The sequence below is a fragment of the Psychrobacillus sp. FSL H8-0510 genome, from assembly GCF_038008345.1.
Taxonomy (GTDB): Bacteria; Bacillota; Bacilli; order Bacillales_A; family Planococcaceae; genus Psychrobacillus; species Psychrobacillus psychrotolerans.
Map to the genome: position 1 here is coordinate 1787891 of NZ_JBBOYZ010000001.1, position 12368 is coordinate 1800258.

Sequence of the window (12368 nt, forward strand, 5' to 3'; positions counted from 1 at the left end):
AAATTAGATTAAAATTATTATAAGTCATAACTATTATTAATGACCTTTTATTTTTTCAATAGTCTTTTCTAATTGCTTTGCATGTCTTTTTTCATGTAAACCCGTAAATTCAAACCATTGTATGAGTGGAACTTGTCCAAAAATAGGGTGTTTTAATGATTTTTCTTCTAATACAGTAGAATTGTTCGATTTATAGAGAGTTAGTAGTTCCATTCTCACTTGATGTAGATGCGATTTCATTTCTTCTGTCCTTTTATAGTCACTGGACGGAACTGTATAGGATGGAGCCTTCACTTTTACTATTCTTAATGTAGATAGCTTTATTGGTTTTTTCTTTGCTTTAGGGCTTGTCGGGTTTCCAAGCTCTTGTTGTATGCCTTTAATGATGGTTTGTTCCATTTTCACTAAATGATCGACGATTTCTTTAGGAGACCATGAGTCTTTATCCGGTTTTTCGTTAAATTGCTCGTTTGTTAGTGAATCGATTTGTTTGAATAAGTTCTTTCTAATTTCATTAATTTTTTCTATAAACATATAATTCCTCCACTCCCTGCGTTGTACTTTCTTTATACCCATTATAAGTGACAAACAAGCAACAATCGTCCGTTATTTTCTTTTTCCTTAAAATATGCGACAATACACTATTGAAAGGAAGTTTAAATAATGATTGAAATGAAAACCAAGAAAACAATGAATCCAATGAATGATCCATGGGAAGCATATCGAGACATGGAGCAGTTTGGAAAGCTAACTTTAAGTAATATTGAATTTACGTCAACTACTTTATGTAATATGCGCTGTGCCCATTGCGCAGTAGGATATACATTACAAACGAAAGATCCCGAAGCAATTCCAATAGAACTAATCCTTCAACGTTTAGAAGAAATCCCCCACTTAAAAACGATAAGCATCACTGGTGGAGAACCTATGCTGTCTAAAAAGTCCATTAATAATTATGTCCTTCCTCTATTAAAGTATGCTCATAGTAGAGGCGTTCGAACGCAGATGAATTCAAATCTTACGCTGGAGCCTGAACGATACTTAATGATTGCGCCTTTCTTAGATGTATTACATATTTCTCATAACTGGGGAACCGTAGATGAATTTGTCGAAACGGGATTTGCCATGATGGAGAGAAAACCTTCCTATGAACAGCGAGCTAAACTTTTTCAACGAATGATTGACAATAGTCGTATGCTTTCAGAAGCGGGAGTGATGGTTTCAGCAGAAACGATGTTGAACAAAAAAACTCTTCCCTATCTAGAGCATATACATAAACAAGTAGTAGAAGAGATGAAATGTGCACGGCACGAAATACATCCTATGTACCCATCCGACTTCGCCAGTGCGTTAACTACCTTAACTTTAGAAGAAACGCATGAAGCAATTGAACAGATTTTAGATTTCCGTGATGACAATGTGTGGATGTTATTTGGAACCTTACCATTTTATCCATGTAGCCAAAATGATAAAAGTATTCAGCTTTTAGAGAGACTGCGTCATTCAAAAAATGTTTCCACTAGAAATGATCCTGATGGTCGTTCCCGGTTGAATGTAAGCATATTTACTGGCGAGGTGATAGTCACTGATTTTGGAGACGCACCAGCTTTAGGGAATATTCAAACGGATACGCTTCCTGATATTTTTGAGAAATGGCTTGCTTCACCTCTTTCTAAATCACTTAATTGCCATTGTCCAGCTGTAAAATGCTTAGGGCCAAATATTTTAGTGAAGAATATGTATTATAAAGATGAACAGTTTATGAGTGGATCTGTTAAATAAGAAAATGCCTTGCATGTTTTTCAACATGCAAGGCATTTTTTGATAAATTTAGTTCATACTACTATAGAGTACATTGTAAAGGGCAGCTGCAAACTGCCCTTTACATAAGTTTAATGGATGAAGAAAAAGTCAATTGTTAAGTTTAAAATTATGATTGTATGGAGAATTGCAATGACTACCCCTTGCTTGTTTAATCTTTTGTTTAATCGAATATCCATGATCTCCACTCCTTTTTTACATTATAATGCAAAATCCTTTAGAACGCAAAACATTTTGAAAATTTGAATTACTTTTTTAAAGGACTTAATTTGTAAAAATGTTGAATTTGTAAAAGCGTTACATTCATCTGGATATCTTGATATCACTGACTTTTAAGGCACTTCTAACATCCATATGCAGTATTATAAATAAAAATAATAAACTTAGGTTTATTAGTTGTGTAGGATGGATATATAAAGAGTGTGAAGCAATAATACATTCATAAGGAGATGGAAAAGATGGGATTCATTTTATACTTAATAATCGGTGGTATCATCGGTTGGTTAGCAGGACTTATTTTAGGTAAAGATATACCAGGAGGAATTATTGGTAACATCATCGCAGGTATCATTGGTGCATGGATCGGTGGATTAATATTCCCTGACATGGGTCCAGTTATCTGGGATATGGCAATTATTCCAGCATTAATCGGTGCAATTATTTTAGTACTGATCTTAAGCTTTATTTTAAAAGCTATGCGTAAAGCGTAATAATTCAAAAAAGGAAGTACTCAATTGAGTACTTCCTTTTTTACTGCGAAGAATATGCTGCCGCTTGTAGATCTTTTACTTGACTCTCGTACAAATGATAGAAGTGAAGTACGTCTTCCACATATTTCTCGCTGTGATTATAGTTGAAAACGGCTTTTTCTATCTCCCCATCCGCCGCCCCACTTGCTGCGAGATAATTGGCAGCACTAAATATAGCATCCTCTAGATCATATGGATCTGCTTTCCCATCGTTATTAGCATCTACCCCGTACCCACCGTATTGTTCGATAATCGCTGGACTGATTTTATCTTTTTCCGGGATATCCCCCTTGCCTAGTCCCCCACAGCTTGGATGTGACCAACCAACAAATGTACATGGCATAAATTGCAAATGCCCTTCAGCGCCGGCTGGAGAAAGTAACGGATCCATTGTAGAAAATCTAGTTTCAATCCGATGATGAGCGGCTAATAAAGTCCATGGCACCCCATAATTGTCTTCTGCTTTTTTATACAACTCAATATATTCGGTAGGCACATCCAATTTTGCAGTGCTACTATTAATAATTTCCGCCCATTCTTGTACGACAGGTATTTTCACCAATTGTTGCCATCCTATAATTGCTAGTATATAGATAGTTATCGTAATAGGCAGAAGTAATACGATCATCCAACCCTTTGTTTTATAAGATATTCCTTTTTGTTTCTTCATCTATTTATTCACCTATTCTACTTATATTGCTGTAAAAGACTACTCTAACCATTTTGAAATCAACATTACTTAAAGAGCACATTCATCCAGTATTCCCAACTAACTGATTATTATATAGATTATAACAATAGCACAATATCCCTACAAACAATAGTAAAAATGCGAAGTTTGTCGATATATACAAATAAGAGATTCTTTTGTAGTATGACAATACGGAGGTGAAAAATATGTGGAAAGACTTCAAAGAGTTTGCTTTTAAAGGAAATGTACTAGATTTAGCAATTGCTGTTGTTATTGGAGCAGCATTTGGTAAGATCGTAACATCATTAGTAGAACATATAATTATGCCTACTATTGGTTTATTACTTCCTAGTGGTAAGTTTTCTTCTTTACATTATAAAGAAATTTTATACGGGAATTTCATACAATCCGTTTTTGATTTTATAGTTATTGCTTTTGCTATTTTCATGTTTATTCGATTAATATCTAAATTTAAACGTAAAGAAGATGCTGTAGCTATTACAGAAGAAGCTCCTCCCGTTGACTCGAAAGAGGTATTGTTGGAAGAGATTAGAGATTTGTTAAAAAAGCAAAATAATGCCTAAATAAAAATCAGCCTCTCCATTTGGAAAGGCTGATTTTTATTTTCCATCTTCAATTAATGTTTCCACATCAATGACAATTTCTTCTTTTGGTACATCTGTATTGCCACTATAATTTTTTACGACTATCCCGTTTTGGTCGACTAAATAGAAAGAAGTTCCATGAATAACTTGGTTTGTATTCGGATCATCTCGAACTAAGGTCTTAAAAGAATCTGCTGCAAAGCCACTAATATGCTCTTGCGTATAGCCAGTTAAAAGTTCCCATTTACTTTCATCTATTACATCATAATTTGCGATATATTCTTGGAGCTTTTCGGGTGTATCCACTTCTGGGTCCACACTAAATGCTACAATTTTGTAATCCTCAATACCCTTTTCACTCAACATCGCTTGAATATCGCTCATATTGTATGTCATTGGAGGACATACAGTTTCACAATCTGTGAAAATAAATGTGGATAACCAGACTGTGCCTTTTAAATCCTCTAAAGAAACAGTTTCCCCACGCTGATTATCATAATCGAACTCGGAAACTTCCCAGTTAGTCTGTGCTTCAAAATTGCCGCTGCTACCGCAACCAACAAGAACAATTGCCGAAATACATAATAATATAAATAACTTCTTCATTCCTGAGACCTCGCTTTTCTCTTCATACCCTCATCTTAACGAAACAATTTTATACCTTCAACTACATTGTCTTATTTATTCCAACATTTCTGTGAATAAATGCATTAATTTAACGATAACAGGACGTTTTTAATCTCCTCTAGCTTTGTTTCCACTCTATGCATCAAATAAAATGATACAAAGATGGGAAAGCCAACATCTTGAATTACACTTAGCCACTGCTCCATATTATTCACACCCATCCATTTTATTCTTTTAAAAAGACTCTCCATTTCTGGAGAGTCTTCAAAAGTTAAATAATTTCGGTTACTGTTCGGTCCACTATCTTGGCACTTTTAATAACCGCCAAAGGAGAACCATCCGATTGAAAAGCATTACTTGAAATAATTGTTTCCATACCTGTTTGCATTTCTGCTTCTGTTAGATTACTTCTCGGTTCATCTACTGTTAATGTAACATTTTTTCCACGCGCTGTTTCGAACTGTAGTTGTAGTGTTTTACTCATTTTCTCCAGTCTCCTCTCTTATTATTAGATTACCTGCATAGTTTCTACTTTCTCAGCTCCGATGTATGGTCTTTCGGAAAAGGAACTAAGTGTTAATGCAACAGTATCAAGTTGGTCTGCTGTTACATTTGCTCGAACATTACGATAGGTTTTTGACTTTAAAATCATCTTACCTTCTTCAGTTATTCCTCCTTCAAAAATGAGTCTTAATACTGCATGTTTATACTCTAGGTTTGCCATGTCTATCCCCTCCTTTCAATTAGTAGATAGAACTTTTTTAACAGAAAGGATACATGGAGGATGAAATATTTTACGGAACAACTTATACTGAGTATTAGAGAATGAGGTGAATAGTTTGCTAGAAGGTTGGTTTTTATGGTTTATTCTTTTTTGGGTTGTCCTATTAGTGGTACTTATGGGAATTGGCGGCTTCTTTATGTTCCGCAAGTTTGGTAAGTCACTGCCTAAGCAAGACGGGAAATCAGATTTGGATTGGGAAGAATATTATGTAGATCAAACAATCCATCTTTGGAATAATGAGCAAAAGCATCTGCTCAACGAATTAGTTACACCAGTTCCAGATCTATTCAGACCTGTTGCGAAACAAAAAATAGCAGGGAAAATAGGACAGTTGGCTTTAGAAGAAAAAGCTAAATCCATTACGCAAGAGTTATTAATACGCGGATATATCATTGCAACTCCAAAGAGAGATCATAAATTTCTACGTAAAAAGCTTGCCGAGATGGATATTGATGTAACTCCTTATAACAAGTACTTTGAATTGTCTGCAGACAAGCCTACACAATCAATTAAGAGATAACAAACCTGTAAGTGTCCTTATTGTATAGACATTACTCATATCATTAAATTAGTAGAGAAGAATACGCTCCCAATTAAGGTAGTAATAACCTAGTAAAGTTAGAGCACAAGAAAAGAAACTATTTTGAACAGTATCGTTCAAGATAGTTTCTTTTTATTAACAATAGGTTTAGGACCATTTCTTTGAGCGCTATTTCCCCACCTTCTCCTGGAGGTTCAGTACGTGTTGTAGATTCAAGGAATTTTCCTGTGTCTGAATTGATTTCAGCAGCACTTGTAGAAATTTTGCCAGGAGCTATAAGGGAAATGCATTGGCACCCAAACTCTGACACAGTGGACGGATGGCATTAACTCCTAAAAACATCATGGAAAGTAATTTAAACATAGGGGAAGAGGTTATGAACTCTCTTCGAAAACAAAAGTGGGAAGTAGTAAGGTTTTCAGGCTATGAGTATAAAGATGATTAAGTAGTTCTTAACATCGAATCCTTCTTTGATATAGAGGGGAAACTAGCTTTATATTCTATATACTCAAAAAAGCGAGCATTCCTAAATTACAGGGTGCTCACTTTTTCGGTTTGATTTTGTATTTTTTTAAATTGCAGGTACATGGCAAGTCTCCATGGAACAATCATACCAAAAGCTAATATCCAAAACATACCACTAAGAGCACCAATTTCAATAGTTGAGCTTAATAATACTTTACTAATGATGCGTACGATCAACAAACCAAACAAAATGAATATAAATGCTTTGGATTGTTTTAAATATATTTCTCCGTCTCTTCTTTCAAATTTCGATGTCCAAATTAGAAAAATGGAGAAAAGTAATCCTGCCGCAATTGCTTCCAAAAACTCCATTAAGTTAACACGGAAATAAGGAAACACGAACATCAATGCACCAGTGGACATGAACATTGGCGGTAATAATATCTTTTTCACGCTTGCTGGTTGTTTAGCAGATTTTGCACGAACTGTTGTAACAAGAATTCCCATGCCAATGGCTACTACGGTGGAAGCAATAAGCATCATATTTGGAGATATTTTATCTAACATTTGTAATTCCCCATATCTTTTAGTTGTTTAAAGTGATTCACCCATCAGGGGTACTTCGCTTTACAAGGACGGATGTGTAGACCATAAGGGTTTACACAGGCAGTTCTCCCCTGACTCTCGATATATGTTCTCTTTTTGTCGGTGTATTACAGCCTGTTAAACCGGCATGATGTTACTATATATCCGAAGTAACATTATGTAACACATTCACAATTCGATCTGGATCGAAAGGTTTCGTAATGAAGTCTTTTGCTCCAAGTTCCAAAGCATCAACGATTAGTTTTTGTTGTCCTAACGCGGTTACCATTACTATTTTGGCTGTAGGAAATTCCGCAATAATTTCTTTTACAGCTTCTATACCATTCATACCAGGCATTGTGACATCCATCGTTACGACATCTGGCAGAAGCTGCTTATACAGATTTACAGCTTCCTCTCCATTAGCTGCTTCGCCAACAACCTCAAACTGATGATTTTCTAGCATTCTCTTAATCGTTGTGCGCATAAATACCGCATCATCTACTACTAATACTGTTGGCATTGCATAATTCCTCCTGTTAAAATCCAGTGAAGTCTCCAAAAATTGGACTTAATATACGAATAATATACGTTAATCCATCAAAAAATAAAATCAATCCAAGGGCAATCATAATATAACCGCCAACTTTAACGATTAAATTACTATTTTTACGTATCCAGTTAAGTCGCGTTACAAAGAATGACAATACGAAAAATGGAATTGCGAACCCAAATACATAAGCAAGCATATACCACATACCAGCATCAGGATTGGATCCTGCCATTACGATAACGGCAGCTAATATGGGGCCAGTACATGGTGTCCATCCTGCAGCAAATGCCATTCCGATTAAAATAGTACCTATATAACCAGCCGGACGATTTTTAAAATGAACTTTTTTTTCTTTCATTAAAAACTCTGGCTTAAATACGCCTACAATGATTAATCCGAAGATAACAATGAATATTGCTCCAATTTGACGAAGTAAATCATCATATTGGATGAAAAATGTACCTACCAGAGATGTTGCGAACCCTATCGCAACAAAGATGATAGAAAAACCTAGTAAGAAGAATAACGTATGAAGCATTCCTCTTTTTTGCATTAATTTTTTATCTGTTTTTATTTCTTCTAATGACATTCCTGTAATGTATGATAAAAATGCAGGATACAATGGTAGCGTACAAGGAGATATGAAGCTTAAAAACCCTGCACCAAATGCCAATAGAAGGTTTACGTCTGTACTCACGGCAGTCAACCTTTCCGATTTACTGTACCTATCGTATCAAATTTCCTCCTATTTGACCTCATAATTGCTTGTGACAGCTTTTTGACTCTTTTAAACAGAGAAGCTACAATTCCTCCATAGTGATGAAAATCCATATTTAATATATGCTTTTAAAGATTAGATTATAAGACTTTTTAAGTTTAGCAAATATTCCACCTTTTCGAAAGGCAGGAAAAGTAAAAAATTCATAATAAGGAAAAATGAGAAAAAAACTCAGTCATTAAAAGCCACCTCATTTCAATTTTTAATGAGGTGGCTAATTTTTATATTTAAATGATGTATTCTATAGAGTTATTGTAATTGAATAATATGGTCATTAACAAATGCTTTTATGAAAAATAATTCATTATTATGAAGTGACCCCTAAAAGTTAGACACAGTTATTTCATTAAGCAATTTGGTAAAAATGGGTTCGGTATTGCACCGGACTCATTTTTAATTTTGCCTTCATCCGTTTCGTGTTGTAATAAATAATATACTTTTCTAATTCGATTTTAAAATGCTCCACACTTTCAAAATCCTTTAAGTAGAGGAATTCCGATTTCATAATGCCAAAGAAATTCTCCATCACAGAGTTGTCGTAACAGTTTCCTTTACGGGACATACTTTGTACAATACCCCTACATTCTAACGCGTGACGATATTGCTTCATTTGATAATGCCAACCTTGGTCTGAATGTATCAGTAGTTGGTGGTCATCAGATAAGTGTTCTAAAGCTTTCTCTAACATTTCTGAAACAAGCGAATACGTTGGTCTAGTGTCTATTGTATACGTAATAATTTCTCCGTTAAATAAATCTAAAACAGGAGATAAGTAAAGCTTTTCACCAAGTAACTTAAACTCCGTAATATCGGTTACCCATTTCTGATTGGGGGCATTTGCAATAAAATTACGATCTAAAATATTTGGTGCGATCTTACCAACAGTACCTTTATAAGATCTATATTTTTTCATACGTACAACACACTTTAAACCTAACTCTTTCATAATGCGTTGAACCTTCTTGTGATTTACTTTTTGCCCACGGTTCGCTAACTCATCGCGAATACGACGGTAACCGTAACGACCTTCATGCTCTTCATAAATCACTTTAATCTCAGCTTTTAACTCTGCATCTGAATCTGGACGATTCATTCGCTTCACTAAATCATAATAGGTACTTCGTGGAATACCAGCGAGCTCAACGAGCTCCTTCACCAGATATTTATGCCTTAATTCAAAGACTATTTGTGTTTTGTCTTGTTTGGTGATTTTTCCTTGCTTTGAACTAAGGCATTCAACTTTTTTAAATACTCGTTTTCCATTTCAAGTTGCTTAATACGTGCTTCAAGAGCTTCGAATGATCCTTCAACTTGAATTCGTTTTGACTGTTTATTTGACTCTTTTTTCATGGTTGGACGCCCCTTTTTCATTGATTTCAGAGCGTCAATACCAGTTGAGTTATACAATTTAACCCATTTATGTACCGTTGATGGAGACGGGATGTTAAAAATCGCAGCTGCTTCATTAGGAGTTACTCCAAAATCATTTATATAGTTTAGTACGTCCATTTTAAAGTTCAAATCATAATTTGTATAGGTAGAATTAAAAGCATCTACTCCATTTACTTTATACTGGACTACCCAAACCTTTAATGGGCTTATGCTAATATGAAACTGATCAGCTATTGTTTTAAAGGAAGCTGTTCCTTTTAGATACGTTAAAACTGCCTGTAATTTTAATTCAGAACTATATTTTGTCATAGAAAAACTGCACCTCCAATTGTTAGATTGTGTCTAACAATTGGGGTGCAGTTCATTATTAGGGTCCCTTTTATTTTCTGCCTTAAAACACTCTAAAGCATCTTCTAGTGAGGACGATTTTACAACTTGACTTGATCTTGTTAACTCTCTCCAATATATATCCATTTCAGTAGAATCACAGATTGATTCATGACCAAGTAGAAACATTTCAGCATTATATTTTTGAATATCTTTAATCATTGGTAATAACAATGATTGCTTGAAATGAAATAAAGAATTTGTAGTTGTACCATATGCACAATCACCTAAAAAAACAACTTTTTCATCAGGGATATAAATGACTGTAGAGTCCTCCGAATGAGTACTTTTAATTTTTTCAAGTATGCAAACTTTATTACCCAAATCAATAGTTAATGTTTTTTCAAAGATTACATCTGGAGATTTTAGCTTAAAACTATTCCTGTTTGGCATATCAGTTTGTATAATATTCATACACATAGCACTCATTTGATTAGTATTCACATAGCTCTTGAGAGAACGATCGTCATAAGAAAAACTTTGCCATTCTTTTATGATTTCATTTGTTTGATTATTAACAATAACAGTTGCATCAAATTCATTCATTCCTAAAAAGTGATCCCAATGTGCATGGGTAATAACAACATATTTAACTGGTGGTACATTTAGCTTCTCGATTTCTAGTAAAAAATCTTTAGCATGCTGAGGTGAATTACCTGAATCGATGATTAAACTATAACTATCACCACATACCAATCCTAATGTTGGTCTTTCGTTATTATCTTGATTAGATAAATAATAAATAGTATTACTTAATTTATTTAACATGTTATGTCTCCTCTATTCTAGATATTAATTCCATGAAAGAGAAAATCTACACGTTTATACTAAGGTTAATAAAACATTTTAAGATTTTCTCATTTTATTTTTTTACCATTGGACCTGTACCTCCTTTTACACTACGGAAAATTATAACACAATAAAAACTGTTCTTTATGAAAATTCTGATATTATGAATGTAAATTTTTTTTGTAGTTCTCAGTTCGAACGTAATTTACAATAAAAGAGAAGGTGTTTTACTCCAAGAAAAGCCTTTTTCTCAATGAACTGAAGACACAGATTTAGTTGAAGAAACATAGAAAAGAAAGAGGCATAAAAATGAAATATTTATTATATGAATTGCATGTAGCTCAAAATATGGATGGCACTAATGATGAAGAATTGGTTAAATTAGATTCTCAATGGATAGAAAATGCCAAAAAATACAAAGAGATATTCAATACATTATCTGATAGATTGCCTCAAGATATTTTTAATCGTTTTAACTCTTGGGGTTTTCACGATTATAGACTTATCAAAATAGAAATTGAACATAAAAGTCTCCTTCACTCAAACATACACTTCACTGTTTTAAGTGACGATGATTGGATATTGAGTTTTAACAATGTCTCTTTCTTTCAATTTCAGCATTTGAATTATGAAAATGATAAACCTATTTACAATCGTGAAATAGATGACTGGTTGTATGAAGAGTTTCTATCAATTAACGAATCAACATTATCATTTGAAGTCGTTTTGTCCTCAGGAGGAAATATACTTTTACACTTTCCAGAGAAGTCGGTATCGATGAAAAAGTTAAAAAAAGCCTCTCAAATATCAAGAGGCTATCTATTTAGTTAAGATTATTCAATGCTGTTACAATTGAATGTTCCCCGTTTACTACATTAAAGGAACGATGATATGTTTGTTTATTCTCTAAGGCTGCAATAAGTGTATGTGCTACGTCTTCCCGAGTAATGGTGCTCGGCTTGGCTTCCGCCCCTACCGTAATTTTGCAAATTGCAGGTTCATTCACAAGTCCACCTGGTCGAACTATCGTGTAATTTAAACCGCTCGCTTCGAGCATTCGGTCAGCATAGTGTTTCGCTACATAATAAGGACGCATTCCTTCGTTCCAATTTTGACGTTTATCAGCATCATATGCACTTACCATAATATAACGCTCCACTCCTGCTTGTTTAGCAGCCTCCATCGTTTTTACTGCACCATCTAAATCGATTAATAATGTTTTATCTGGTCCTGTATGTCCACCCGAACCTGCAGTAAAGATGATGGCATCTGCTCCAGTAATTACTTTTTCAAGATCTTCCACAGAGCCTTCTAAGTCCGCTACTATTGCTTGGATATTGCGATCCATAAGCTTTTCCGCTTGCTCTTTTTTTCGGACCACTGCGGTCACCGTATGAGTGTTACTTTGATGCAATTCATTTACTACATGTTGCCCAATTTGTCCGTTTGCTCCAATAACTATTACGTTCATTAGAAACGTCTCCCTTCAAAATTGTTCTCCCTCTATCCTTTCACAAGTTAAAAGTCATTACAATTAATCAGCTTTTTCCCAAACAAGAAATAAACCAGCCAAGAGTTATTACTCTAGCTGGTTTATGTTG

The 12368-nt window shown here is 34.4% G+C and carries 17 protein-coding genes and 1 pseudogene; 6 read left to right on the top strand and 12 right to left on the bottom strand.

The features are described 5' to 3' along the window. Positions 1-36 precede the first annotated feature (36 nt). Positions 37-534, bottom strand: coding sequence for a DinB family protein (locus MHI40_RS08735; protein ID WP_340762308.1), 498 nt, complete (start codon positions 532-534; stop codon positions 37-39). Positions 535-663: 129 nt separating this feature from the next. Here MHI40_RS08735 and yfkAB point away from each other — a divergent pair, with 129 nt between their 5' ends. Together yfkAB and MHI40_RS08745 are read left to right on the top strand one after the other, a co-directional pair. Continuing rightward, positions 664-1782, top strand: coding sequence for a radical SAM/CxCxxxxC motif protein YfkAB (yfkAB, locus tag MHI40_RS08740; RefSeq protein WP_445678321.1), 1119 nt, complete (start codon positions 664-666; stop codon positions 1780-1782). A 497-nt stretch (positions 1783-2279) separates the two neighbouring features. Beyond that, positions 2280-2531, top strand: coding sequence for a GlsB/YeaQ/YmgE family stress response membrane protein (locus tag MHI40_RS08745; protein ID WP_093534178.1), 252 nt, complete (start codon positions 2280-2282; stop codon positions 2529-2531). 40 nt (positions 2532-2571) lie between these two features. Here MHI40_RS08745 and MHI40_RS08750 read toward each other — a convergent pair whose 3' ends face one another. Continuing rightward, positions 2572-3240: a lytic transglycosylase domain-containing protein gene (locus MHI40_RS08750; protein WP_340762309.1), complete on the bottom strand. Its 669-nt coding sequence runs from the start codon at positions 3238-3240 to the stop codon at positions 2572-2574. Between the two features lie 227 nt (positions 3241-3467). Between MHI40_RS08750 and mscL the strand changes: the two genes are divergently transcribed. After that, positions 3468-3845, top strand: a complete 378-nt coding sequence (gene mscL, locus MHI40_RS08755) for a large conductance mechanosensitive channel protein MscL (protein WP_093534174.1) — start codon at positions 3468-3470, stop codon at positions 3843-3845. A gap of 36 nt (positions 3846-3881) precedes the next feature. Here the strand turns inward: mscL and MHI40_RS08760 are convergent, their stop codons facing one another. The 4 genes from MHI40_RS08760 to MHI40_RS08775 form a co-directional block, all read right to left on the bottom strand. Beyond that, positions 3882-4472 carry an SCO family protein gene (locus tag MHI40_RS08760; protein WP_093534172.1) on the bottom strand — a complete coding sequence of 197 codons (591 nt, stop codon included), beginning with the start codon at positions 4470-4472 and terminating at the stop codon, positions 3882-3884. Between the two features lie 104 nt (positions 4473-4576). Then, positions 4577-4699: a YvrJ family protein gene (locus MHI40_RS08765; protein ID WP_093535645.1), complete on the bottom strand. Its 123-nt coding sequence runs from the start codon at positions 4697-4699 to the stop codon at positions 4577-4579. 65 nt (positions 4700-4764) lie between these two features. Continuing rightward, complete coding sequence (locus MHI40_RS08770; protein WP_093534170.1) at positions 4765-4977, bottom strand: DUF2922 domain-containing protein; 213 nt, start codon at positions 4975-4977, stop codon at positions 4765-4767. Positions 4978-5001: 24 nt separating this feature from the next. Then, entirely contained in the window at positions 5002-5217 is a 216-nt protein-coding gene (locus MHI40_RS08775) for a DUF1659 domain-containing protein (protein ID WP_093534168.1), read from the bottom strand. 115 nt (positions 5218-5332) lie between these two features. Between MHI40_RS08775 and MHI40_RS08780 the strand changes: the two genes are divergently transcribed. Further along, positions 5333-5797 (top strand): DUF2621 family protein, encoded by a 465-nt coding sequence (locus tag MHI40_RS08780; protein ID WP_340762310.1) that lies wholly within the window; start codon positions 5333-5335, stop codon positions 5795-5797. A gap of 203 nt (positions 5798-6000) precedes the next feature. Beyond that, positions 6001-6263 (top strand): annotated as a pseudogene (locus MHI40_RS08785) (cupin domain-containing protein); the annotation flags it as partial. A gap of 86 nt (positions 6264-6349) precedes the next feature. Here MHI40_RS08785 and MHI40_RS08790 read toward each other — a convergent pair. The 5 genes from MHI40_RS08790 to MHI40_RS08810 all read right to left on the bottom strand — a co-directional run bounded on the left by MHI40_RS08790 (position 6350) and on the right by MHI40_RS08810 (position 10746). After that, entirely contained in the window at positions 6350-6850 is a 501-nt protein-coding gene (locus tag MHI40_RS08790; protein ID WP_093534164.1) for a CcdC family protein, read from the bottom strand. A 175-nt stretch (positions 6851-7025) separates the two neighbouring features. Beyond that, positions 7026-7391 (bottom strand): response regulator, encoded by a 366-nt coding sequence (locus tag MHI40_RS08795; protein WP_340762311.1) that lies wholly within the window; start codon positions 7389-7391, stop codon positions 7026-7028. A gap of 16 nt (positions 7392-7407) precedes the next feature. Then, complete coding sequence (locus tag MHI40_RS08800; RefSeq protein WP_093534160.1) at positions 7408-8118, bottom strand: cytochrome c biogenesis CcdA family protein; 711 nt, start codon at positions 8116-8118, stop codon at positions 7408-7410. 427 nt (positions 8119-8545) lie between these two features. Further along, a protein-coding gene (locus MHI40_RS08805; RefSeq protein ID WP_340761762.1) for an IS3 family transposase occupies positions 8546-9900 on the bottom strand; the annotation gives its coding sequence in 2 pieces (ribosomal slippage) (positions 8546-9447 and positions 9447-9900; 1356 coding nt in all). Positions 9901-9933: 33 nt separating this feature from the next. Next, positions 9934-10746, bottom strand: a complete 813-nt coding sequence (locus MHI40_RS08810) for an MBL fold metallo-hydrolase (protein WP_340762312.1) — start codon at positions 10744-10746, stop codon at positions 9934-9936. Positions 10747-11076: 330 nt separating this feature from the next. Here MHI40_RS08810 and MHI40_RS08815 point away from each other — a divergent pair, with 330 nt between their 5' ends. Further along, positions 11077-11598 carry a hypothetical protein gene (locus MHI40_RS08815; protein WP_340762313.1) on the top strand — a complete coding sequence of 174 codons (522 nt, stop codon included), beginning with the start codon at positions 11077-11079 and terminating at the stop codon, positions 11596-11598. Here the strand turns inward: MHI40_RS08815 and MHI40_RS08820 are convergent. Next, positions 11591-12238, bottom strand: coding sequence for an SDR family oxidoreductase (locus MHI40_RS08820; RefSeq protein ID WP_340762314.1), 648 nt, complete (start codon positions 12236-12238; stop codon positions 11591-11593). The genes MHI40_RS08815 and MHI40_RS08820 overlap by 8 nt on opposite strands. Positions 12239-12368 lie beyond the last annotated feature (130 nt).